The organism is Streptococcus pneumoniae, from assembly GCF_001457635.1.
Taxonomy (GTDB): domain Bacteria; phylum Bacillota; class Bacilli; order Lactobacillales; family Streptococcaceae; genus Streptococcus; species Streptococcus pneumoniae.
This window is the reverse complement of sequence record NZ_LN831051.1, coordinates 1918784-1941472: the sequence shown is the minus strand read 5'-3', so window position 1 is coordinate 1941472 and position 22689 is coordinate 1918784. Positions and strand designations below refer to the sequence as shown.

General features: G+C 38.9%; 23 protein-coding genes, 2 pseudogenes and 2 riboswitches. Of the genes and pseudogenes, 21 read left to right on the top strand and 4 right to left on the bottom strand.

The features are described 5' to 3' along the window. Positions 1-14: 14 nt before the first annotated feature. The 14 genes from AT689_RS10320 to AT689_RS10255 all read left to right on the top strand — a co-directional run bounded on the left by AT689_RS10320 (position 15) and on the right by AT689_RS10255 (position 12541). A complete protein-coding gene (locus tag AT689_RS10320; protein ID WP_000262800.1) occupies positions 15-269 on the top strand; it encodes a DUF3165 family protein in 255 nt (84 codons plus the stop codon). A 365-nt stretch (positions 270-634) separates the two neighbouring features. Then, complete coding sequence (locus AT689_RS10315) at positions 635-934, top strand: lactococcin 972 family bacteriocin (protein WP_000850389.1); 300 nt, start codon at positions 635-637, stop codon at positions 932-934. Between the two features lie 70 nt (positions 935-1004). Next, positions 1005-3026: a bacteriocin-associated integral membrane family protein gene (locus AT689_RS10310; RefSeq protein WP_000732435.1), complete on the top strand. Its 2022-nt coding sequence runs from the start codon at positions 1005-1007 to the stop codon at positions 3024-3026. Position 3027: 1 nt separating this feature from the next. After that, positions 3028-3669: an ABC transporter ATP-binding protein gene (locus tag AT689_RS10305; protein ID WP_000571276.1), complete on the top strand. Its 642-nt coding sequence runs from the start codon at positions 3028-3030 to the stop codon at positions 3667-3669. Between the two features lie 103 nt (positions 3670-3772). Continuing rightward, complete coding sequence (murD, locus tag AT689_RS10300) at positions 3773-5125, top strand: UDP-N-acetylmuramoyl-L-alanine--D-glutamate ligase (RefSeq protein ID WP_000863038.1); 1353 nt, start codon at positions 3773-3775, stop codon at positions 5123-5125. A 1-nt stretch (position 5126) separates the two neighbouring features. Further along, positions 5127-6185 (top strand): UDP-N-acetylglucosamine--N-acetylmuramyl-(pentapeptide) pyrophosphoryl-undecaprenol N-acetylglucosamine transferase, encoded by a 1059-nt coding sequence (locus AT689_RS10295; RefSeq protein WP_000724816.1) that lies wholly within the window; start codon positions 5127-5129, stop codon positions 6183-6185. A gap of 9 nt (positions 6186-6194) precedes the next feature. Further along, positions 6195-7394 (top strand): cell division protein DivIB, encoded by a 1200-nt coding sequence (gene divIB, locus AT689_RS10290; RefSeq protein ID WP_000031137.1) that lies wholly within the window; start codon positions 6195-6197, stop codon positions 7392-7394. A gap of 232 nt (positions 7395-7626) precedes the next feature. After that, complete coding sequence (gene pyrF, locus AT689_RS10285; RefSeq protein ID WP_001206717.1) at positions 7627-8328, top strand: orotidine-5'-phosphate decarboxylase; 702 nt, start codon at positions 7627-7629, stop codon at positions 8326-8328. Between the two features lie 33 nt (positions 8329-8361). Then, complete coding sequence (gene pyrE / locus AT689_RS10280) at positions 8362-8994, top strand: orotate phosphoribosyltransferase (protein WP_000170915.1); 633 nt, start codon at positions 8362-8364, stop codon at positions 8992-8994. 460 nt (positions 8995-9454) lie between these two features. Further along, complete coding sequence (locus AT689_RS13560) at positions 9455-9577, top strand: hypothetical protein (RefSeq protein WP_007517595.1); 123 nt, start codon at positions 9455-9457, stop codon at positions 9575-9577. A gap of 95 nt (positions 9578-9672) precedes the next feature. Next, positions 9673-10437 (top strand): hypothetical protein, encoded by a 765-nt coding sequence (locus tag AT689_RS10270; RefSeq protein WP_000394075.1) that lies wholly within the window; start codon positions 9673-9675, stop codon positions 10435-10437. Next, positions 10437-11189, top strand: a complete 753-nt coding sequence (locus AT689_RS10265) for a hypothetical protein (protein WP_000808913.1) — start codon at positions 10437-10439, stop codon at positions 11187-11189. The genes AT689_RS10270 and AT689_RS10265 overlap by 1 nt, the downstream gene beginning before the upstream one ends. A 9-nt stretch (positions 11190-11198) precedes the next feature. Next, positions 11199-11897 (top strand): hypothetical protein, encoded by a 699-nt coding sequence (locus AT689_RS10260; RefSeq protein WP_174222587.1) that lies wholly within the window; start codon positions 11199-11201, stop codon positions 11895-11897. Continuing rightward, positions 11894-12541, top strand: coding sequence for an ATP-binding cassette domain-containing protein (locus tag AT689_RS10255; protein WP_001002573.1), 648 nt, complete (start codon positions 11894-11896; stop codon positions 12539-12541). The genes AT689_RS10260 and AT689_RS10255 overlap by 4 nt, the downstream gene beginning before the upstream one ends. A gap of 86 nt (positions 12542-12627) precedes the next feature. Here AT689_RS10255 and AT689_RS10250 read toward each other — a convergent pair. From AT689_RS10250 to AT689_RS10230, 4 genes and pseudogenes are all read right to left on the bottom strand, one after another. Beyond that, positions 12628-13495: pseudogene (locus AT689_RS10250) on the bottom strand (cysteine ABC transporter substrate-binding protein). A gap of 11 nt (positions 13496-13506) precedes the next feature. Then, positions 13507-14265, bottom strand: coding sequence for an amino acid ABC transporter ATP-binding protein (locus AT689_RS10240; RefSeq protein WP_000005009.1), 759 nt, complete (start codon positions 14263-14265; stop codon positions 13507-13509). Continuing rightward, positions 14266-14943, bottom strand: a complete 678-nt coding sequence (locus tag AT689_RS10235; protein WP_001154145.1) for an amino acid ABC transporter permease — start codon at positions 14941-14943, stop codon at positions 14266-14268. It abuts the gene before it with no gap. Then, positions 14903-15523, bottom strand: coding sequence for an amino acid ABC transporter permease (locus AT689_RS10230; protein ID WP_000275025.1), 621 nt, complete (start codon positions 15521-15523; stop codon positions 14903-14905). Before AT689_RS10230 ends, AT689_RS10235 begins: the two co-directional genes overlap by 41 nt. Positions 15524-15555: 32 nt before the next feature. Here AT689_RS10230 and AT689_RS10225 point away from each other — a divergent pair. The 7 genes and pseudogenes from AT689_RS10225 to AT689_RS10195 all read left to right on the top strand — a co-directional run. After that, positions 15556-15690: pseudogene (locus AT689_RS10225) on the top strand (lactate oxidase); the annotation flags it as partial. Between the two features lie 139 nt (positions 15691-15829). Continuing rightward, a complete protein-coding gene (lysS, locus tag AT689_RS10220; RefSeq protein WP_000102456.1) occupies positions 15830-17320 on the top strand; it encodes a lysine--tRNA ligase in 1491 nt (496 codons plus the stop codon). 235 nt (positions 17321-17555) lie between these two features. Beyond that, positions 17556-17644, top strand: a riboswitch (TPP riboswitch). Between the two features lie 214 nt (positions 17645-17858). Next, complete coding sequence (locus AT689_RS10215; protein ID WP_000449822.1) at positions 17859-18527, top strand: TenA family protein; 669 nt, start codon at positions 17859-17861, stop codon at positions 18525-18527. Between the two features lie 242 nt (positions 18528-18769). Beyond that, on the top strand, positions 18770-19552 hold the full coding sequence (gene thiM, locus AT689_RS10210; protein ID WP_000202473.1) for a hydroxyethylthiazole kinase: 783 nt from the start codon (positions 18770-18772) through the stop codon (positions 19550-19552). 1 nt (position 19553) lies between these two features. After that, a complete protein-coding gene (thiE, locus tag AT689_RS10205) occupies positions 19554-20183 on the top strand; it encodes a thiamine phosphate synthase (RefSeq protein WP_000468577.1) in 630 nt (209 codons plus the stop codon). A 208-nt stretch (positions 20184-20391) separates the two neighbouring features. After that, positions 20392-20480: riboswitch (TPP riboswitch) on the top strand. Between the two features lie 261 nt (positions 20481-20741). Further along, positions 20742-21302 carry an ECF transporter S component gene (locus AT689_RS10200; RefSeq protein ID WP_000915286.1) on the top strand — a complete coding sequence of 187 codons (561 nt, stop codon included), beginning with the start codon at positions 20742-20744 and terminating at the stop codon, positions 21300-21302. After that, complete coding sequence (locus tag AT689_RS10195) at positions 21303-22688, top strand: ATP-binding cassette domain-containing protein (protein ID WP_000522093.1); 1386 nt, start codon at positions 21303-21305, stop codon at positions 22686-22688. It abuts the gene before it with no gap. The last annotated feature ends 1 nt before the right edge of the window (position 22689 follow it).

The window sequence follows — 22689 nt, the reverse complement described above, 5'->3', positions numbered from 1 at the left end:
AGAAAGAGAGAAAGATGGTCTATTTAGTCCTAGGAATTTTACTGCTCCTACTCTATGTATTTGCGACACCAGAAAGCATTAAAGGGACAGTCAATATCGTCGCTATGGTATGTATTTTAGTGGCACTCTTGATTTTATTGGTTCTATCTTTTCTGAAAATTTTTCAATTACCAACAGAAATATTCCTAGCAATAGCCATGTTGATCCTAGCTTACTTTAGTGTTAGAGACATTACACTCATGCCAGTCAAAAAAAGTAAAAGAAGATAAAAAAGAGAGTTTTGGCTCTCTTTTTTGCTAGGAATTTTACAATAGTTTGAATTGTTTTGTACTATAACATCATCTCTTTTGCTTGGATAGTATGAATGGGAAAAACTTGAATAAAATTCGTTAATGGCATCTATTTTATATTTGGTTAGTACTGGTTGCATATTATTTTAAAATAAAACTACTATATAATATTATTCATAGAGGCAATGTAGTAAAATATCTAAAAAATTCGATTTTTTCTTTGACAACAAATAATAAAAATGATATTTTTATCACATAAGAAAGCGGTTTCAACAAAAGAGAGAGGAGGGTTTATTTTGTTGCATTGTTGCTCAAGGTGTGCTTTTTTTGAAAGAAAAAATAAAATGAAAACGAAAAAACATAGATTACTTGCTCTAGCTCTTATTTCAAGTTTTACATTATTGGGAGCTGCATCAGCTGCTGTACAATATCCAGATGGAGGAGTATGGACGTATGGAGAAGGTTCAGGAGGTGGTTGGGCTTTTTCAAATTACTATCATGGTAAAAAATATCATTATTCTTCTCTTGTAAGTAGATGGAATAGTCATTCAGATAAAGGAGAAGCTTCTGCTGGAAAAACCTCCTATGCATGGATTTGGACTAAATGGGGAGAACAAGTAGCATTTTACTGTGATTATGACTAATCGTTCATTGATTTAAATCGTTCCCCTTGTAAGAAATTACAGGGGGAATTTTGTTTACAAGGAGTCTACTATGAAGAAACTATTCATATTATTATCAACTTTTTTTCTCAGCTTCTTCCTTGCTTGGATTATTGTCTTACGTGCGCCACAATATTTATATGCAAGCTATGATTCCGTTTCTTTACTTCGTGTCAAAAAAGATACTCAGGAACCGACGCGTGAGGTATTTGAACAGGAATTGGAGAATTTTGCAAACTCAGAACAGAGTTTAATAGCTAGAAGAATTGTAGAGCCGAGTAAGGATGGGACGACTCACTTTACTTATGCAACTTATGGTCAGGGAACTTTACCAAAAGAATTCCAAGAAGCTAGCCAAGAAAGTCGTGAACGTAGTGATCCGCTAAATAGTTATCTCCTTTTGTCAGGCTCCTTGACGAAAGAAAAGCTTGCCGATAAATTAGGAGATTTGGGTTATAAAGCAAGTGCTGACCGAAAGATACCGCCCTATTTTCTTGCTTTTCGAATATTACTAAATCCCCTTATTTTAATTAGTTTAGCAATATTTGGCTTATCTTTCTTTGCTTTAGTGATTATCACTCGGATTAAGGAAATGAGAGCAGCAGGTATAAAACTCTTTTCTGGTCAGACTCTCTTATCCATCATGGGGCATTCTTTATCTACTGATATCAAATGGCTCCTTCTATCAGCCCTCCTTTCCTTCCTAGGTGGGGGAGTCGTTCTTTTTAGTCAAGGTTTGTTTTATCCTATCTTGTTAGCCACCTATGGTTTTGGGATTAGTTTCTATCTGTTGTTTTTATTGGCGATTTCAATTTTACTAATGCTTCTTTATCTAATGAGTTTGAGTTACAAAGCATTAGTTCCCGTTATTAAGGGGAGATTACCCCTTAAACGCCTGATGATTTTAACCCTATTGTGTCAGTTGGTTGCTGTCTTTACAGTAGGCTACGCTGTTAAGACAGGTTTGATGTCTTACCAACGATTGAAAGAACTTGAAATTTCAAAACAAGCATGGCAGGATAGAGCAGACTATTATCAAATTTCTTTTGGCTTAGGTGATAGAGGAAAAGATACAGAAAATCAGAGCAAGTGGTATGCCTTTGCCAAGGAAGCAATCGAAGAAGAACAAGCTCTTTATGTAAAGGATAATCTGCTCCATTTTGCCAATCCACAAGGAAAAAATGAACAGGGAGAGACACTGGATACCTATAGTCCAGATGCTAATACGCTCTATGTTAGTCCCAGTTATTTGGACAAGGAAAAGGTCGTGGTAGATGCTGAGACCAAACAGAAGTTAGCCCATCTCCAAAAAGGTGAGTTTATCCTCTTGCTCCCAGAACATTTGCGCTCTCGAGAAGCAGAACTTAAGAAAGTTTTTGAAGAAAGATTGAGTTATTATGGAAAATCTGGTGAGGAGGCAAGTGCTCCTTTGGATTATGAGATGAAAGCGCACGTTAGTTATCTTTCAATGGGAGAAAAGCGGTTTGTTTATAATAACGGTGAGAATCCCGTATCTACTCAGTATTTGACTGATCCGATTTTAGTGGTATTCACGCCGACTTCTACAGGTGATAGTTTTATATCCTTATCTAGTTGGTCTATCAATGCTGGAAAACAACTCTTTATCAAAGGATATGAGAGTGGGCTAGAACTCTTGAAGAAAGCTGGAATTTATGAGCAAGTATCCTATCTTAAAGAAGGAAGAAGTGTTTATCTAACTCGTTATAATGAAGTTCAAACTGAAACAGCAACTTTAATCTTAGGAGCTATTGTGGGGATAGCTAGTTCCTTGTTACTATTTTATTCTGTCAATCTTCTATATTTCGAGCAATTCCGCCGAGATATTTTGATTAAACGAATTTCAGGTTTACGATTTTTTGAAACACATGCTCAGTATATGGTTAGTCAATTTGCCAGTTTTGTATTTGGTGCTAGTCTCTTTATTTTAAGCAGTCGAGACTTGGTGATTGGCTTGCTCACTTTATTAGTCTTTCTAGCTAGTGCAGTTCTGACGCTTTACCGTCAAGCGCAGAAAGAATCTCGTGTTTCTATGACAATTATGAAAGGAAAATAGGATGATTGAACTAAAGAATATATCTAAAAAATTTGGAAGCCGTCAGCTATTTTCAGATACAAATCTTCATTTTGAAGGTGGGAAAATTTATGCCTTAATCGGTACAAGTGGCTGTGGTAAGACAACATTCTTGAATATGATTGGACGATTAGAGCCATATGACAAAGGACAAATCATCTATGATGGTACTTCTCTTAAGGACATCAAGCCTTCTGTTTTCTTTAGAGATTACTTGGGATACTTATTTCAAGATTTTGGCTTAATTGAAAGCCAAACCGTCAAAGAGAATCTCAATCTGGGTTTAGTTGGTAAAAAGTTGAAGGAAAAAGAGAAAATCTCTTTGATGAAACAAGCTCTAAACTGTGTAAACCTCTCTTATTTGGATTTGAAGCAACCTATATTTGAGTTATCAGGAGGAGAAGCACAACGTGTTGCATTAGCGAAGATAATTTTAAAGGATCCACCTTTGATCCTCGCAGATGAACCAACCACTTCCTTAGACCCCAAAAACTCTGAGGAATTACTTTCCATCCTAGAATCTTTAAAAAATCCGAATCGGACCATTATTATTGCGACCCACAATCCTCTGATTTGGGAACAAGTGGATCAGGTCATTCGAGTTACCGATTTATCACATAGATGATATGGTAAGATTCAGTTAGAAGAAAGAGTCACAAACACACTTTGTGGCTTTTTTATTTCCATAAAAATGGTAAAATAGTAGGAGTAGAAATGGAGTTCGAGACATGAAAGTAATAGATCAATTTAAAAATAAGAAAGTCCTTGTTTTAGGTTTGGCCAAGTCTGGTGAATCTGCAGCTCGTTTGTTGGACAAGCTAGGTGCCATTGTGACAGTAAATGATGGGAAACCTTTCGAGGACAATCCAGCTGCCCAAAGTTTGCTGGAAGAAGGGATCAAGGTCATTACAGGTGGCCATCCTTTGGAACTCTTGGATGAAGAGTTTGCCCTTATGGTGAAAAATCCAGGTATCCCCTACAACAATCCCATGATTGAAAAGGCTTTGGCCAAGGGAATTCCAGTCTTGACTGAGGTGGAATTGGCTTATTTGATTTCAGAAGCACCGATTATTGGTATCACAGGATCGAACGGTAAGACAACCACAACGACTATGATTGGGGAAGTTTTGACTGCTGCTGGGCAACATGGTCTTTTATCAGGGAATATCGGCTATCCAGCTAGTCAGGTTGCTCAAATAGCATCAGATAAGGACACGCTTGTTATGGAACTTTCTTCTTTCCAACTCATGGGTGTTCAAGAATTCCATCCAGAGATTGCGGTTATTACCAACCTCATGCCAACTCATATCGACTACCATGGGTCATTTTCGGAATATGTAGCAGCCAAGTGGAATATCCAGAACAAGATGACAGCAGCTGATTTCCTTGTCTTGAACTTTAATCAAGACTTGGCAAAAGACTTGACTTCCAAGACAGAAGCCACTGTTGTACCATTTTCAACACTTGAAAAGGTTGATGGAGCTTATCTGGAAGATGGTCAACTCTACTTCCGTGGTGAAGTAGTCATGGCAGCGAATGAAATCGGTGTTCCAGGTAGCCACAATGTGGAAAATGCCCTTGCGACTATTGCTGTAGCCAAGCTTCGTGGTGTGGACAATCAAACCATCAAGGAAACTCTTTCAGCCTTCGGTGGTGTCAAACACCGTCTCCAGTTTGTGGATGACATCAAGGGTGTTAAATTCTATAACGACAGTAAATCAACTAATATCTTGGCTACTCAAAAAGCCTTGTCAGGATTTGATAACAGCAAGGTCGTCTTGATTGCAGGTGGTTTGGACCGTGGCAATGAGTTTGACGAATTGGTGCCAGACATTACTGGACTCAAGAAGATGGTCATCCTGGGTCAATCTGCAGAACGTGTCAAACGGGCAGCAGACAAGGCTGGTGTCGCTTATGTGGAGGCGACAGATATTGCAGATGCGACCCGCAAGGCCTATGAGCTTGCGACTCAAGGAGATGTGGTTCTTCTTAGTCCTGCCAATGCCAGCTGGGATATGTATGCTAACTTTGAAGTACGTGGCGACCTCTTTATCGACACAGTAGCGGAGTTAAAAGAATAATATGAAAAAAATTGTCTTTACAGGTGGGGGGACGGTTGGACACGTTACCCTCAATCTTTTGTTAATGCCCAAGTTCATCGAAGATGGTTGGGAAGTCCACTATATCGGGGACAAGCGTGGTATCGAACACCAAGAAATCCTTAAGTCAGGTTTGGATGTCACCTTCCATTCTATTGCGACTGGAAAATTGCGTCGCTATTTCTCTTGGCAAAATATGCTGGACGTCTTCAAAGTTTGCTGGGGAATCGTCCAATCGCTCTTTATCATGTTGCGACTTCGTCCACAGACCCTTTTTTCAAAGGGGGGCTTTGTCTCAGTACCGCCTGTTATCGCTGCGCGTGTGTCAGGAGTGCCTGTCTTTATTCACGAATCTGACCTGTCTATGGGCTTGGCCAATAAAATCGCCTATAAATTTGCGACTAAGATGTATTCAACCTTTGAGCAAGCTTCGAGTTTGTCTAAGGTTGAGCATGTGGGAGCAGTGACCAAGGTTTCAGATCAAAAAAATCCAGAACCAGATGAATTGGTGGATATTCAAAGCCACTTTAATCATAAATTGCCGACTGTATTGTTTGTTGGCGGTTCTGCAGGTGCTCGTGTCTTTAACCAATTGGTGACAGACCATAAGAAAGAACTAACAGAGCGCTACAATATTATCAATCTAACTGGAGATTCTAGCCTGAATGAGTTGAGCCAAAATCTTTTTCGTGTTGACTATGTGACCGATCTCTATCAACCCTTGATGGAATTGGCTGATATTGTTGTGACACGAGGTGGTGCCAATACGATTTTTGAGCTCTTGGCGATAGCAAAATTGCATGTCATTGTGCCGCTTGGTCGTGAAGCTAGTCGTGGTGACCAGCTTGAAAATGCAGCTTACTTTGTAAAAAAAGGCTATGCAGAAGACCTTCAAGAAAGCGATTTGACCTTGGATAGTTTGGAAGAGAAGCTTTCTCACTTACTAAGTCACAAGGAAGATTACCAAGCTAAGATGAAGGCTTCTAAGGAATTGAAATCTCTAGCAGATTTTTATCAATTGTTGAAAAAAGATTTATCATAAGGAAAGTAAATGTCAAAAGATAAGAAAAATGAGGACAAAGAAATCCTCGAAGAATTGAAAGAGTTATCAGAATGGCAGAAACGAAACCAAGAATATCTAAAAAAGAAGGCTGAAGAAGAGGCGGCTCTAGCTGAGGAGAAGGAAAAGGAAAGACAAGCTCGAATGGGAGAAGAATCTGAGAAGTCAGAGGACAAACAGGACCAGGAGAGTGAAACAGACCAGGAAGATTCAGAATCAGCTAAGGAAGAGTCTGAAGAAAAAGTAGCATCCTCAGAGGCTGACAAAGAGAAAGAAGAGAAAGAAGAACCAGAGTCTAAAGAGAAGGAGGAACAGGATAAAAAGCTTTCTAAAAAGGCTACAAAGGAAAAACCAGCCAAAGCAAAGATTCCTGGTATCCATATCTTGCGAGCCTTCACGATTTTATTTCCAAGTCTGCTTTTATTGATTGTCTCTGCCTACTTGCTCAGTCCTTATGCGACCATGAAAGATATTCGTGTTGAGGGAACGGTGCAAACTACAGCTGATGATATTCGACAGGCTTCAGGCATTCAGGATTCGGATTATACGATTAACCTTCTGCTAGACAAGGCAAAATATGAAAAGCAGATTAAGTCTAACTATTGGGTTGAATCAGCTCAACTTGTCTATCAATTTCCAACTAAGTTCACTATTAAGGTCAAGGAATATGATATTGTGGCCTACTATATTTCTGGTGAAAATCATTATCCTATTCTTTCCAGTGGTCAGCTTGAGACTAGTTCTGTGAGTCTGAACAGTTTACCAGAAACTTATTTATCAGTTCTCTTTAATGATAGTGAACAAATCAAGGTTTTTGTCTCAGAACTTGCTCAAATTAGCCCAGAACTCAAGGCGGCTATCCAAAAGGTGGAATTAGCCCCAAGCAAGGTGACATCCGATTTAATTCGATTGACCATGAATGATTCGGACGAAGTCTTGGTTCCTCTATCTGAAATGAGTAAGAAACTGCCATATTACAGTAAGATTAAGCCACAATTGTCAGAACCGAGTGTGGTCGACATGGAAGCTGGAATTTACAGTTACACTGTGGCGGATAAATTAATTATGGAGGCTGAGGAAAAAGCCAAACAAGAGGCCAAGGAAGCCGAGAAAAAACAGGAAGAAGAACAGAAAAAACAAGAGGAAGAGAGCAATCGAAATCAAACGACCCAGCGCTCATCGCGTCGCTAGGTTTACCTTTTCTCTTATAGTTCTTTAGTGACCATGTTTTTACTTGACAAGTGCTAGTAGAAATAATAGAATAATAGAAAACCTTTAAAGCAGTCCAGAGAGGCAGCTAAGGTTAGACGGTGAAAGGGTGGAGACTACCCATTTTTCGTGGAACCTTGCTGTTGGCAGGTTCCTTTTTTCGTGGCTTCTGTTGGCCAGACTCTCTCACTAGTAAAGGTAAAAGGAGAAACCTATGCGAGAACATCGTCCAATCATTGCTCTTGATTTTCCTAGTTTTGAGGCGGTCAAGGAATTTTTAGCTCTTTTCCCAGCAGAAGAAAGCCTTTATCTCAAGGTAGGGATGGAGCTTTATTACGCAGCGGGGCCTGAGATTGTGTCCTACTTAAAAGGTTTGGGTCATAGTGTCTTTTTGGATCTCAAACTTCATGACATTCCTAATACAGTCAAGTCAGCCATGAAGGTCTTGTCTCAGCTTGGTGTCGATATGACTAATGTCCATGCGGCTGGTGGTGTAGAGATGATGAAGGCGGCGCGTGAAGGTCTTGGGAGTCAAGCCAAATTGATCGCTGTAACGCAGCTCACATCAACGTCAGAAGCTCAGATGCAGGAGTTTCAAAATATCCAAACCAGTCTGCAAGAGTCTGTGATTCACTATGCCAAGAAGACAGCTGAAGCTGGCTTGGATGGTGTTGTTTGCTCGGCTCAGGAAGTACAAGTCATCAAGCAGGCTACCAATCCAGATTTTATCTGTCTGACACCAGGGATTCGTCCAGCTGGTGTTGCAGTTGGAGATCAAAAACGAGTCATGACACCTGCTGATGCCTATCAAATCGGCAGTGACTATATCGTAGTGGGACGTCCCATTACCCAAGCTGAGGATCCTGTTGCAGCTTATCATGCCATCAAGGATGAATGGACACAGGACTGGAATTAAAGAACTAGATTAGAAAAATAAAAGGAGAATACCATGACACTTGCTAAAGATATCGCTAGCCACCTCTTGAAAATCCAAGCCGTTTACCTCAAACCAGAGGAACCCTTCACTTGGGCATCTGGTATCAAGTCACCGATTTACACTGATAATCGTGTGACACTAGCCTATCCAGAAACTCGTACCCTAATTGAAAATGGTTTTGTGGAAGCTATCAAAGAAGCCTTTCCTGAAGTAGAAGTGATTGCAGGAACTGCAACAGCAGGGATTCCACACGGAGCCATTATTGCTGATAAGATGGACTTGCCTTTTGCCTACATCCGTAGCAAACCAAAAGACCACGGAGCTGGTAATCAAATCGAAGGTCGCGTAGCTCAAGGTCAAAAAATGGTAGTGGTTGAAGACCTTATTTCAACGGGTGGTTCAGTTCTTGAAGCTGTAGCAGCAGCCAAGCGAGAAGGAGCAGATGTACTTGGAGTTGTAGCGATTTTCAGCTACCAATTGCCAAAAGCAGATAAGAACTTTGCAGATGCTGGTGTTAAACTTGTGACGCTTTCAAACTATAGCGAGCTTATCCATCTAGCCCAAGAAGAAGGTTACATCACGCCAGAGGGCCTTGATCTTCTAAAACGCTTTAAAGAAGACCAAGAAAATTGGCAAGAAGGTTAGGTCAGTAAGATAAAGAGAGACGAGGCTACCGAGTCTCTTTTACCATTTTATTTAAAATATGACAATATTTTAAATAAAATAATTGACAACGCTTTCTTTTATTGATATAATGAAAATGTAATATGTATCAAATTGATCAATCAACTATCTTGTTTATCACTTCTTAAGAGGACGATGTCATGAAAAGAAGAAAAATATATTCCTTTTTTGCGTAGTTACAATTGCATCTAGTTTGTTTCTCCCTACAGTTTTAGCTAGACAGATTGGAAATTATGATTTAACGTTGCCGCGTTGGGGTTCGGATACAACTAGTGAGCTTGAGAAAGAAAACGCCTCTGCTGGAATTAATAATAGTGACAGCACTGGTGGCGGTAAAAGGTTAAATACCTCTATTCGTAGCGCCTATAGTGGGTCAGATATTACCCCGGTATATTCATTGGGGTCTGGCTCTAGGATTGTCATGTACTATAATGGAGGTGGTGACAATTATATTGGTTCTGGTACTAGATTAGCTATGGCGCCACAATTTGGAAATTATGTAAGAATTCATACTTCAGGTTCTTGGAGTCCAGATTCTTATTAACTTACTTGTCAGAGTAAGCCTTAAAGATGGTTGATTGTGGGTGTAGCATGAAAAAAGAATGCTACACCCTATTTTTATTATAAGGAGGAGTAAGGATGGAATTTTTCATTTGTAATCTTGTACGAGTCGTTCAATCACCTCGGTTTTATATGTCTTTATTTTTGACCCTTCTTTGCATGAGTTTAGGAAATTTCCTTGCTTTCAATGGTATTTATAAAATTGAAGGTTTATCGATTTTTTTTGCCGCTTCTTCTATTCGAGGATTTTCACCGATTAGCCTAGTAGCTGCACTTATCTGTACACTGCCCTATTCTAGTCAGATAATAGAGGATGCTGAGAGTCATTTTCTAACAGCACAATTGTGCCGAATTTCTAAAAAGAGGTATCTAGCTATTGTAGGTAGTACTGCAATTATTTCTTCTTTTCTAGTCTTTTTTCTCCCCTATTTATTATTATTAGGAATTAATCTTTTAGTGACTCCTTATCAGGAAATTTATATTGGAGATTATAGTGGTGCCTTAAAAGAATTATTTGATTCCAATCAGTTTCTCTATAGTCTTGTGACGACTCTCTGGTATGGAGTTTGGGGCGCTGTGTTCTCTATTTTTGGACTAGCTAGTGCTTTGCTAGTGAAGAAAAAATTAGGAGCTATTTTCATCCCAGTTGCCTATATGATGGTTGGTGGTATTTTATGGGCTATTTTAGGGCTATCTTACTTAGAACCTGTGACAACGCTAGCTTTGGGATATCAGAAAGATATCAGTCTTTCCTTAGTTAGTGGGCATCTTGCTTTTATTTTATTTGTTAGTTGTTTGGTTGTTTATGGTACATTTTTTCTACATTCAGAGGACTATGTATAATGAAACAATTTGTTCAATTTTATAAAAAAGATTTCTTAGCAGTATTGGTTTATTTTATATTACTGCTATCCTGTGTTTTATCTAGTACAGTATATTTATTGCGCTGTCGCCAATATTCAATCCATCCAAATGTATTAGAATGGATCTTAGTTTTACTTCAAGATATGACGACTGGAGTATATTGCTTTCCGTTCACATATATATTATTCTTTTTTTATTTGATGAATAACTATTTTAATAGGTTGGAGTGTCGTATTCGTCTGAAATCAATTAAGCACTTTACCAGTTTTAGTTTCAAATTAGCAGCTCTTAGTACGGGGATTTGGACGGCGACTTTATTTTTATTGATTTTTCTGATTGCATTTAGTAATGGTTTTAGCTTCTCTTTGGAGATAAAGGAGGTTGATTTTTTAAGAGAATTTTATGGTATAAGTATTGCAAACAATGCTAGTTTTTTTATAGGATTTTTTTTCTCTTATATAGCATACTATTTCTTTTTATCCTTACTTACTATTAGCAGTTTTTCTTGGTTTAAAAAATCAAACATGAGCTTAGTATTTCTGTTTACTTTTTTATTTGTAGAATCCTTATTCTGGATTTATCAGTTGGACAATGGGATAATTGGATTATTGCCAATTTTTCAGTATATGGTAAATTCCAATCCGTATGCATTGATTTATTGGCTTACATTACTATCTATCATAATTCCATTGACTGTATTTTCTGTTCATAGAAACTGGAGGAGAGTGTAAAAGTTGGAAATGGGAAAGTTAAGTAGTCACATGTGGAGGTTGAATCAGATAATCTATACCAAGTACTTTTGGGGTTATGTTCTTTTTTGGATATTGATTTGTTTAGGATTATGGTATTGGTTAGAAGGAAATGATAGACTTGTTATAGAAATTTTAAAAGGGCCTAATCTGAGTCAAAACTCTTTTTTAGTCTTATCTATATGGTTGCTTCATTGGTTTATTATTCATACATTTTTTCTAGCAGTTGTATATCGTAGAAGAGCATCCGATTTCTTTATGGAAGTGATTCGATTTTCTTCTATTAAGCTCTGGATTAGGTATCAGATTTGGACCTGTTTTCTTTATGGACTCATTTTAATCATGGTAAAAGTTCTAGTGATTCAATTTATGTTACAGTTACCAAACTGGGATATAGGAGTTTTGTTTATAGTTGATTCTTTGAATGCTTGTGTGTTAGTCTTGTTTTGCTTTATGTTATACGCACTAGGAGCGAATGAGCAAATGAACTTTTCTTGTGTTAGCTTCTTTTTACTCATGATTGTGTTTGGTGGTCTATTTGTAGGAAATCGAACTAATTATCTATTTTATATTTTAAATCGAGGGAATGGAGATATAGGACGAGATTTATTTCTTCAGTTGCTATTTTTAGTCTTTCTTTTTAAAAGCATTTTCTATTTCACTCGTCAAAAGAGGAGGTTTATAGAATGAATGAAATAATTACATTAAAAAATATTCAGTTGGAATTAAAAAAAACATGTGTTTTTCAAAACCTTAACTTTAGTTGTAAACAGGGGGAAATTATAGGAATTACTGGTGCGAATGGCTCAGGGAAAAGTGTATTGTTTAAATTAATAGCTGGTTTATATAGTCCGTCTTATGGAGAAGTGTTAATCAATGGGGAAAATATTGTTCCTGAGAGAAAAATTCCAGCTAATTTGGGAGCTTTGATTGAAGAACCTGGTTTTATAAATTATTATAGTGGCTTTAAGAATTTACAATATTTGGCAAGCATACGAGGAGTAGTTGGTAATCAGGAAATCAATGATACACTGAAAATAGTTGGTCTATATGAGCAAAAAGACCAGAAAGTTAAAACTTATTCGCTAGGTATGAGGAAAAAGCTAGGGATTGCTCAAGCAATTATGGAGAATCCCTCTATTCTTTTACTAGATGAACCTATGAATGCCTTGGATAAATCAAGTGTAGAAAATATGAGAACATTGTTTAGAAAGCTCTCTAGTGAAAAAGGGACAACAATTTTGATTGCTAGTCATAGTGAAGAGGATATTCGTATCTTATGTGATAAAGTATATGCAATAGAAGATAAAGTATGTACACTGTGTTCAGATTGAACATCTTAGATAGACTCAGGATGTTATAGGTGAAATCTTAAAAAGGGATTGGATCTTAAAATCCAGTTCCTTTTAAGAGTTAATGACTAATCAACTTTTCCACCTTCAACAACCAGGTCATCTGCTTTAGCAGCGTCACCGTAGGTTGGGTGAAGTGTTTTTTCATAGGCCTTGTGGAAGAAGTTTTCCTTGCCTAATTTTTCAATATCTTTATTGATGAAGTCTAGCAATTCTTGGTTGCCTTTTTGAACTGCTGCCGCAATGGTATCGGGATCACCGAGGGAAGTAATTCCTACTTCAAATCCTTTATTTTCAAGCGCCCAAGCTAGAACTTCCGTATTGTCAGTTGAAAAGGCATCTCCACGTCCGTCAAGAAGAGCTTGGTAAGAGTCACTGTATTGGTCGTATTTTTGGAGTTTGATTTCTGGATGATTCTTTTCAAAATAAGTCTCAGCAGTCGTTCCTTTTGTGACAATTAAGGTTTTACCTTCAAGTTGTTTGACGTCTGTAATGAGACCAGTCTTAGGTGATACGACACCCAGAGAAACTTTCATATATGGAAGGGCAAAATCAACTTGTTTCTTACGTTCGTCAGTTACTGTAAAGTTAGCAAGAGTAATATCTACCTTGTTTGAAATCAAGTATTCCGCACGGTTGGCAGCATCGACTGAAATGTATTTAACCTTGACACCAAGGTCTTTAGCTAGTTGGTTCCCTAGTTCAATATCGTAGCCTTGGTAAGAACCATCATTGTCAACGTAGCCAAACGGTTTTTTATCTCCAAACACGGCGATTCGCAGTTCACCGCTTTTTTTTGATTTCATCGATAGTGCGAGCTTTGGCAGTTGTTTTTCCAGAGGATGAACCAGCGTTTCCACCTGAGCTACAAGCAGTGATAAAGATAAGGGCAAAGGCAAGTGCTAAAACAGTTAAGAGTGGTTTGAATAGTCTCATAAGAATCTCCTTTATAGATATGAGCCGAATTGGCTAAAGTCAAAGACGTTTAAAAATTCCTGGGCTCGTTTGGTTTGCGGATTGGTAAAGAAGGCTTGAGCTGTTCCTTCTTCAGCGATTTTCCCTTGGTCGAGGAAGATAATCCGGTCAGCAATGGCTTGGGCAAACTGCATTTCGTGGGTTACTAAAATCATGGTACGGCCTTCTTGGGCCAAATCATTGATAAGTTCCAGCACCTCACGCACCATTTCTGGATCCAGCGAAGCAGTCACCTCGTCAAAAAGGATGATTTCTGGATGCATTAGGAGGGCACGGACAATTGCAACACGTTGCTTCTGTCCGCCAGATAATTGACGGGCAAAGCTATGTTGTTTATCCAGCAAACCGACACGCTCTAGTAATTGCAAAGCTTCTTCCGTTACTTCTTTCTTGTCCCTTCCTTGAGCTTTGATAGGGCCTAGGATGAGGTTTTGTAAGACATCCAGATGGGGAAAGAGTTCATAACTTTGAAAGACCATGCCAATCTTTTGGCGAACTAGGTGAAAATCTTTTTTATTTTCAACGATAGACTGACCATCCAGAAGAATATCTCCACCTTGAATACTTTCTAAGCCGTTGAGGCAACGAAGGAGGGTACTTTTCCCACAACCAGATGGCCCTAGGATGACAACAACTTCCCCTTTTTTGATTTCTAGAGAAAGTCCTTGGAGGATGGGATTGTCTCCGAAGGATTTTTTTAGTTCCTTGATTTCTAAGATAGTTTCAGACATTTAGTTTCTCCAATGTTTTTCTAAGTGAGTGGATAGTTTGGAAATAGGGTAGCAAACTGCGAAATATAAGATTAGAATGGTTCCATAAATCCAAAATGAAGCAGTTGGGATGGTCAGGCGATTGCTATCGATGATTTGTTGTCCAACTTTGGTCACTTCCACAACCCCAATCAAAACAACTAATGAAGTGGTTTTAATCATCCGAGTGACAAGATTGATAGCCTGCGGTAGCAGTCTTCTTAAGACTTGTGGGATGATGATGTGGTAGTAAAGTTGAACATTAGTCAAGCCGAGTGCCTGTCCACTTTCAAACTGATGTTTAGGGAGAGAAGTGATAGCTCCACGTACCAAGTCTCCCATTTCAGCTGTTCCCCAGAGGGTAAAAACGATAATAGCTGAAGTCTCACCTGAGATATTGATATTAAAGTTTCGAGCCAAGCCAAAGTAAACGATGAAGAGTAGCACCAGCTGGGGCATGATACGGATAAATTCCAGATACAATCGTGTTAAAAATCGTATGATTCTAGAATGGGAGGTCATGATGATTCCCATGACTGTTCCGAACATCATGGATAAGAGGACAGACAGGATGGATATCCCAATCGTAACGCCCAATCCCTGTAAGATTCTCAGGAGATTATTTCCTTGAAAGAGTACTTGGATTCCCGAATCCTGCATGGCGGAGCCTCCTTTCTATCCAGCTAAAGACCAGTGAGATGGGTAGCAGCATGATCAGATAAGCAACTACCAACATAGCTAGCGCAATGTCTGTCTCATAGTAGAGACCAATCAAATCCTTGGCGACGTACATGAGGTCGGCCAAAGCCACTGCTGAGAAAACAGAGGTCTCCTTGATAAGGAAAATGACATTGGCACTAAAGGAGGGGAGTGCCACCGCTGTTGCTTGCGGAAGAACCACATAGTAAAAGACCTGTAGAGGTGTCAGACCAATAGCGAGGCCAATCTCCTGCTGGGTTTGACTGATGGCTTCCAGCCCACTTCGGAAAGATTCTGCCATATAGGAGCCTCCTAAAAAGACAAGCCCAAGCGTTGCACAGACTTCTGAAGATAGGACAATCCCGATTCGGGGAAGACCGAAGTAGAGAAAGAAGAGTTGAATCAAAAGGGGCGTATTACGTGACAATTCAATGTAGGCTGTCGCTACTTGCGCCAAAACAGGGATTCGATAATGTCGGATGATACTAACGATTAAACCGAGCAGAAAGGATCCCAAACTTCCCCAAACTGCAATATACAAAGTAAACGCTTACTTATCAAGGAGGGCATTTTATGTCATACAAAACAAGCAATGCAGAAGGTCATGTAGATTTCATCAATACCTATGATTTGGAGCCAATGGCGCAACAAGTTATTCCTAAAGCAGCATTTGGCTATATCGCTAGTGGGGCGGGAGATACTTTCACTTCTTTCCAGTGATTTTAGCGTCAGGTTCTTTTTAGTTTTTAAAGATTATCCGTGAATTTCTTGCTTATTTATGATAAAATGGGAGTATCGCAAAAAATGACTCATCGTATTCAATTTTGAGTAAAACTAGGAGGATCCCATGTCTACAGAACATATGGAAGAACTAAATGACCAGCAGATCGTTCGCCGTGAAAAAATGGCTGCGCTCCGCGAACAAGGAATCGATCCTTTCGGAAAACGTTTTGAACGTACTGCAAATTCACAAGAATTAAAAGATAAATATGCCAACCTCGATAAAGAACAATTACACGATAAAAACGAAACAGCTACTATCGCAGGACGCTTGATAACCAAACGTGGTAAAGGAAAAGTTGGTTTTGCCCACCTTCAAGACCGCGAAGGCCAGATTCAGATCTACGTTCGTAAGGATGCTGTCGGTGAAGAAAACTACGAAATCTTCAAAAAAGCAGACCTTGGTGACTTCCTTGGTGTCGAAGGTGAAGTGATGCGTACGGATATGGGAGAACTCTCTATCAAGGCAACCCACATCACACACTTGTCTAAGGCTCTTCGTCCTCTTCCTGAGAAATTCCATGGTTTGACAGACGTTGAAACAATTTACCGTAAACGTTACCTTGACTTGATTTCTAATCGTGAAAGCTTTGAACGCTTTGTCACTCGTTCAAAAATCATCTCTGAAATCCGTCGTTACCTTGACCAAAAAGGATTCCTTGAAGTGGAAACACCTGTTCTTCATAATGAAGCCGGTGGTGCTGCTGCCCGTCCATTTATCACCCACCACAATGCCCAAAACATTGACATGGTGCTTCGTATCGCGACTGAGCTTCACTTAAAACGCCTTATCGTGGGTGGTATGGAACGTGTCTATGAAATTGGCCGTATCTTCCGTAACGAAGGAATGGACGCTACTCATAACCCTGAGTTCACTTCTATCGAAGTTTACCAAGCTTATGCAGACTTCCAAGACATCATGGACTTGACGGAAGGCATTATCCAACACGCTGCTAAATCAGTCAAAGGTGATGGCCCAGTCAACTACCAAGGTACTGAAATCAAGATTAACGAACCATTTAAGCGTGTTCATATGGTGGATGCTATCAGAGAAATTACTGGTGTCGATTTCTGGCAAGACATGACTTTGGAAGAAGCTAAAGCTATCGCTGCTGAGAAGAAAGTTCCAGTTGAGAAACACTACACTGAGGTTGGTCACATCATCAATGCCTTCTTTGAAGAGTTTGTTGAAGAAACTTTAATCCAACCAACCTTTGTCTATGGACATCCAGTAGCTGTATCTCCACTCGCTAAGAAAAATCCTGAAGACCAACGCTTTACTGACCGTTTCGAGCTCTTTATCATGACTAAGGAGTACGGTAATGCCTTTACTGAGTTGAACGACCCAATCGACCAACTTAGCCGTTTTGAAGCCCAAGCTAAAGCTAAAGAACTTGGTGATGATGAAGCGACAGGCATCGACTATGACTACATCGAGGCTCTTGAATACGGCATGCCACCAACAGGTGGTTTGGGAATCGGTATCGACCGTCTCTGCATGCTCCTCACTGATACAACAACTATCCGTGATGTATTGCTCTTCCCAACAATGAAATAAATTCTTATCCTCTGGCTCTTACCAGAGGATTTTTTGATTCAAAAAGAGACTGAATTTAAGGAGAAAATGAAGTGTAGTATATTGAAGTTGAAATAGTACACTTTGATTTCTAACAATGTTTTAGAAGTAGAGGGGTACTATTCTAGTTTCAATCTACTATATATAAAGATATTTTTCGGTTAAATATCTTGCTAAGGCTTTCATTTTTTGCTATACTGGTTCAGTAATTAAATAATAGAGACATTTGGGGTGCTTTAGGCTGAGATAATACCCATTGAACCTGATACAGTTAAGACTGGCGAAGGGAAATGTGAACAGTTTTTTCGTATGGTGAAATGAACGGTCTAATCTTGTAAGTCAACTCTAATTCTTGATTGTAATTGGAGTTTTTTGTTTATATAAACTGGATAGGCTTGTTTAGTTAGCTCTCTGCAAATACTCTCGATGTGTTTTAAAAGGATCAAGTGGAATTACGATTTTTCTTGATATTTCTTGGTGTTTTATTAATTACTAACAAGTAAAGAGAGGAGAAGTAAATATGGAAACACAAGACTATGCATTTCAGCCAGGTTTGACTGTTGGAGAATTATTAAAAAGCAGTCAGAAGGATTGGCAGGCTGCAATCAATCATCGTTTTGTTAAGGAACTTTTTGCGGGGACAATTGAGAATAAGGTCTTAAAGGACTATCTGATTCAAGATTATCACTTCTTTGATGCCTTCTTATCCATGCTGGGTGCCTGCGTAGCTCACGCAGATAAACTTGAATCCAAGCTTCGTTTTGCCAAGCAACTAGGCTTTCTTGAAGCAGATGAAGATGGTTATTTCCAAAAGGCTTTTAAAGAGTTAAAAGTAGCAGAGAATGACTACCTAGAAGTGACTTTGCACCCTGTAACAAAAGCCTTTCAGGATCTAATGTATTCGGCGGTGGCTTCATCAGACTATGCCCATCTTTTGGTTATGCTGGTCATTGCAGAAGGTCTCTATTTAGACTGGGGTTCTAAAGATTTGGCTCTACCTGAAGTCTATATTCATTCGGAATGGATCAATCTCCACAGAGGTCCTTTCTTTGCAGAGTGGGTTCAATTTCTGGTTGACGAACTCAATCGTGTCGGTAAAAATCGAGAAGATTTGACAGAACTTCAGCAACGCTGGAATCAAGCAGTCGCTTTAGAATTAGCTTTTTTTGATATTGGTTACGATGTCTAGAGAAAGCTCATGATATTTACAAATTTGATGAGGTAAGACTCTTCGAAAATCTCTTCAAACCACGTCAGTTCTATCCACAACCTCAAAACAGTGTTTTGAGCAACCTGCGGTTAGCCTCCTAGTTTGCTCTTTGATTTTCATTGAGTATAAATCATTCAATGTAAATGAAAAAAATTCTTAACGAAAGATAGAAATAAATCGAAATCAGTAGATCGTATAAAGTGAAAAGGAAGGATTTCAATATGACAAGTTTAAAATTATTAAAAGAAAAAGCACCATTGGTCATTTGTATAACCAATGATGTAGTAAAAAATTTCACAGCAAATGGATTAGTAGCACTGAGCGTCTCACCAGCCATGAGTGAGTTTCCAGCAGATTTAGAGGATTTGTTAAAGTATGCTGGTGGTTTATTAATAAACATAGGAACATTGACAGATGAAAATTGGAAATTATACCAAGCTGCTCTGAAAATTGCGGAGAAATATAATGTCCCAGCAGTTTTAGATCCTGTAGCCTGTGGAGCAGGAGAATATAGAAAAAAAGTAGCAGATGATCTAATCAACAATTATAAACTAGCAGCGATTAGAGGAAATGCTGGCGAGATTGCCTCTTTAGTAGGAATAGATGTGGCATCTAAAGGAGTAGATAGTGCGGGCGTAGATAATATTGACGAAATTGCTCTAGCAGCAAATGAGAAGTTCAATATTCCAATAGTAGTAACAGGTGAAGTGGATGCCATTGCTGTTAATGGAGAAGTGGTAACGATTCATAATGGTAGTGCTATGATGCCGAAAGTCATTGGGACAGGATGCTTATTAGGAGCTGTAGTAGCAAGCTTTATCGGACTAGAAAAAGGTCAAGAATTGAAATCATTAGAAACAGCAATGTTAGTTTACAATATCGCTGGAGAAATGGCAGAAAAACGTCCAAATGGACATCTTCCTGGGACATTTAAAGTTGAATTTATAAATGCCTTATACGAGATTACAGATGAAGATGTAAAGGAATTCAAAAGAGTGAAGTAAGATGTTTCATAAAGAATTACTAAAACTATATTTTATTTGTGGAACGACTACTTGCCAAGGAAAAAATCTATATACAGTCGTTGAGGAAGCCTTAAAAGGTGGTATAACCTTATTTCAATTTCGAGAAAAAGGTGAGGGTGCTTTAGAAGGCTTAGAAAAACTTGAGCTAGCTATCCAAATTAAAGAACTTTGTAAAAAATACAATGTTCCATTTATCGTTAATGACGATATAGATTTAGCAATGGAAATTGACGCTGATGGCGTACATGTAGGTCAAGATGATATTGGTGTTGATGAAATTAGAAAATTGATGCCAGATAAAATAATTGGTCTTTCTATAAAAAACGAGGAAGAATTTCAACAATCAAAAGTTGAATATGTAGATTATGTTGGTGTTGGTCCTGTATTTGATACCCAGTCAAAGGATGATGCTGGTGGTGCTATAGGTTATGAAGGTGTTAAATTGATGAGAAAACTGTTGCCACAAATGCCCTTAGTTGCAATTGGTGGGATACAGACGAAACATATTAAAGACATTATGAAGACCAATGTTGACGGTGTTTCAATCATTTCAGCAATATCGTATGCAAAAAATATAGAAAAAACTGTTCGGGAAATGAGTGAACAATAGATATCTATCCTTGGATTCTAAGTAAGTAGGATTTTCCTTTTTTAAAAAGCTATGTCTAGATTCAGCTTGAATGGCTAATTCATCAAACAGGTCATTTGTTTTTTGCAAAAGAAAGATCTGCTGTCTTTGTGAGTGCAAGGCTGTATTTCCAGTTCAATTTCTTGAACTAGTATAAAATGTGTGTTATAATAATCACATAATTAAATAATAAAGGCATTTGGGGTGCTTTAGGCTGAGATGATACCCATTGAACCTGATACAGTTAAGACTGGCGAAGGGAAATGTGAAATGTTTTTTTCGTATGTCGAAAAGAACTGTCTAATCTTGTAAGCTGAACTCTAATTCGTATCTGTAATTAGAGTTTTTTCTTTTACGAAACTGGATGAAGATGATATAGTAGATTGAAATAAGATGCGAACAAATCAATTAGAAAATTCAAATTAATTTCTAGAAATATTTTAGTGTTCTTGTGTACTGTTCTAAATTCAGTCTGCTATACAAAGTATTTAGGTCGGTCTTCTTGAGTGCCCCACTTTTCTTTAAAAAAAGGAGTTTTTTATGTTGAAAAAATGGCAGTTAAAAGATGTTATCTTGCTTGCTTTCTTGTCTATCTTTTTTGGTGGGGTTTTCGTTGGTTCAGGATATGTGTATAATATTCTCAGTCTACTCTTAACACCTCTTGGTTTGCAGGCCTTTGCCAATGAAATCCTCTTCGGTCTCTGGTGTATGGCTGCGCCCATTGCTGCCATCTTTGTTCCGAGAGTCGGAAGTGCAACGATTGGAGAAGTGCTAGCTGCGCTTGCTGAAGTCCTTTATGGTAGCCAATTTGGTCTAGGAGCTCTTTTGTCTGGCTTGGTTCAAGGTTTGGGAAGTGAATTTGGTTTTATCGTAACTAAGAATCGCTATGAAAGTTGGCTCTCTCTAACTGCTAATAGTATTGGGATTACGCTTGTTAGCTTTGTCTATGAATACATTAAGTTAGGTTACTACGCCTTTTCCCTTCCGTTTGTCCTTTCCTTGCTTGTGGTACGTTTTATTTCTGTTTATTTCTTCTGTACCATCTTGGTTCGTGCCATTGTCAAACTCTATCATCAGTTTGCAACTGGAGGAAAAGCATAGATGGGTCTGGAACTACGAGCGATTCAGTCCCCAATCTTCTCTGAGCCGTTTGATTTTACTTTTCATGCGCAAGCCTTTACCTTGTTAGTTGGGAGCAGTGGTTCAGGAAAATCCAGCCTCTTTCAAATGATTGCCCAAGTCAGTTCTCTTCCCTATAGTGGTCAAGTCCTGATAGATGGGAGCGAGGTCAGTCAGCTTTCTATCATCGCACGTGTCCAGAAGGTTGGCATTCTCTTGCAAAATCCCAATCATCAATTTACCATGGAGAACTTGTTTGAGGAGTTGATTTTCACCTTGGAGAATATCGGCTATCACCTTCAGGAAATTGATTCTAAAATAGCAGAGGTTGTCCAGCAATGTCGTTGCGAGGCAATCTTACACCGTCCCATTCATCACCTATCAGGTGGGGAAAAGCAAAAAGCAGCGCTGGCTGTCCTCTTTGCCATGAATCCTAGGGTATATCTCTTGGATGAGCCCTTCGCTTCCATTGACCGCAAGAGCAGAATCGAGATATTGGAGATTCTAAAAGAGTTGGCTCTTGATGGGAAGACAGTTATTTTGTGCGACCATGATTTATCTGACTATAAAGCCTATATCGACCATATGGTTGAGCTAAGAGACGGAAAACTAAGGGAAATAAATCAAATCCCTTCCTATGAGATGACACAGGTTGCTTCAAAGGAAGTTGCTTCTAGCCCGGAACTATTCCATATGAACCGTGTGACTGGTGAGCTTGGTAATCGCCCCCTCTTTTCAATTGCTGATTTCACATTCTATCAAGGGATTTCCTGTATCCTGGGTGACAATGGTGTCGGGAAATCAACCCTCTTTCGGTCTATTCTTCAATTTCAAAAGTATAAGGGGCGCATTGCATGGAAGGGGACAGTCCTGAAAAAGAAAAAGAGTTTGTACCGTGATCTGACGGGTGTTGTTCAGGAAGCTGAGAAGCAGTTTATCCGAGTCAGTCTGCGAGAGGAGCTTCAATTAGATGGACCTGATTCTGAAAGAAATCAGCGGATTTTTCAAGCTTTACGATATTTTGATTTGGAGCAGGCAGTCGATAAGAGTCCCTATCAATTAAGTGGTGGTCAGCAAAAAATTCTTCAGCTCCTGACCATCTTGACCAGTAAGGCTTCCGTGATCTTGCTAGATGAACCTTTTGCAGGTTTGGATGATAGAGCCTGCCATTATTTTTGCAAGTGGATTGTGGAGGAGAGGAATCAAGGAAGAAGTTTTCTGCTCATTAGTCATCGTTTAGACCCTTTGATTTCTGTGGTTGATTATTGGATTGAGATGACTAGTCAGGGTCTTCGGCATGTGAAAGAAGTGACCATTACCAAACCACTTACATCTCAGAGTAGCAATACCCAAGGGGAGGTGAGATAGT

Bases quoted from the DNA above. Each gene is read 5' to 3' on its own strand.
- AT689_RS10310 (WP_000732435.1), top strand. From the start codon at position 1,005: ATGAAGAAACTATTCATATTATTATCAACTTTTTTTCTCAGCTTCTTC.
- AT689_RS10215 (WP_000449822.1), top strand. From the start codon at position 17,859: ATGGAAACACAAGACTATGCATTTCAGCCAGGTTTGACTGTTGGAGAA.
- AT689_RS10315 (WP_000850389.1), top strand. From the start codon at position 635: ATGAAAACGAAAAAACATAGATTACTTGCTCTAGCTCTTATTTCAAGT.
- thiE (WP_000468577.1), top strand. From the start codon at position 19,554: ATGTTTCATAAAGAATTACTAAAACTATATTTTATTTGTGGAACGACT.
- AT689_RS10295 (WP_000724816.1), top strand. From the start codon at position 5,127: ATGAAAAAAATTGTCTTTACAGGTGGGGGGACGGTTGGACACGTTACC.
- AT689_RS10260 (WP_174222587.1), top strand. From the start codon at position 11,199: ATGGGAAAGTTAAGTAGTCACATGTGGAGGTTGAATCAGATAATCTAT.
- pyrF (WP_001206717.1), top strand. From the start codon at position 7,627: ATGCGAGAACATCGTCCAATCATTGCTCTTGATTTTCCTAGTTTTGAG.
- AT689_RS10240 (WP_000005009.1), bottom strand. From the start codon at position 14,265: ATGTCTGAAACTATCTTAGAAATCAAGGAACTAAAAAAATCCTTCGGA.
- AT689_RS10235 (WP_001154145.1), bottom strand. From the start codon at position 14,943: ATGCAGGATTCGGGAATCCAAGTACTCTTTCAAGGAAATAATCTCCTG.
- murD (WP_000863038.1), top strand. From the start codon at position 3,773: ATGAAAGTAATAGATCAATTTAAAAATAAGAAAGTCCTTGTTTTAGGT.
- pyrE (WP_000170915.1), top strand. From the start codon at position 8,362: ATGACACTTGCTAAAGATATCGCTAGCCACCTCTTGAAAATCCAAGCC.
- divIB (WP_000031137.1), top strand. From the start codon at position 6,195: ATGTCAAAAGATAAGAAAAATGAGGACAAAGAAATCCTCGAAGAATTG.
- AT689_RS10270 (WP_000394075.1), top strand. From the start codon at position 9,673: ATGGAATTTTTCATTTGTAATCTTGTACGAGTCGTTCAATCACCTCGG.
- thiM (WP_000202473.1), top strand. From the start codon at position 18,770: ATGACAAGTTTAAAATTATTAAAAGAAAAAGCACCATTGGTCATTTGT.
- AT689_RS13560 (WP_007517595.1), top strand. From the start codon at position 9,455: ATGTACTATAATGGAGGTGGTGACAATTATATTGGTTCTGGTACTAGA.
- AT689_RS10200 (WP_000915286.1), top strand. From the start codon at position 20,742: ATGTTGAAAAAATGGCAGTTAAAAGATGTTATCTTGCTTGCTTTCTTG.
- lysS (WP_000102456.1), top strand. From the start codon at position 15,830: ATGTCTACAGAACATATGGAAGAACTAAATGACCAGCAGATCGTTCGC.
- AT689_RS10195 (WP_000522093.1), top strand. From the start codon at position 21,303: ATGGGTCTGGAACTACGAGCGATTCAGTCCCCAATCTTCTCTGAGCCG.
- AT689_RS10265 (WP_000808913.1), top strand. From the start codon at position 10,437: ATGAAACAATTTGTTCAATTTTATAAAAAAGATTTCTTAGCAGTATTG.
- AT689_RS10255 (WP_001002573.1), top strand. From the start codon at position 11,894: ATGAATGAAATAATTACATTAAAAAATATTCAGTTGGAATTAAAAAAA.
- AT689_RS10305 (WP_000571276.1), top strand. From the start codon at position 3,028: ATGATTGAACTAAAGAATATATCTAAAAAATTTGGAAGCCGTCAGCTA.
- AT689_RS10320 (WP_000262800.1), top strand. From the start codon at position 15: ATGGTCTATTTAGTCCTAGGAATTTTACTGCTCCTACTCTATGTATTT.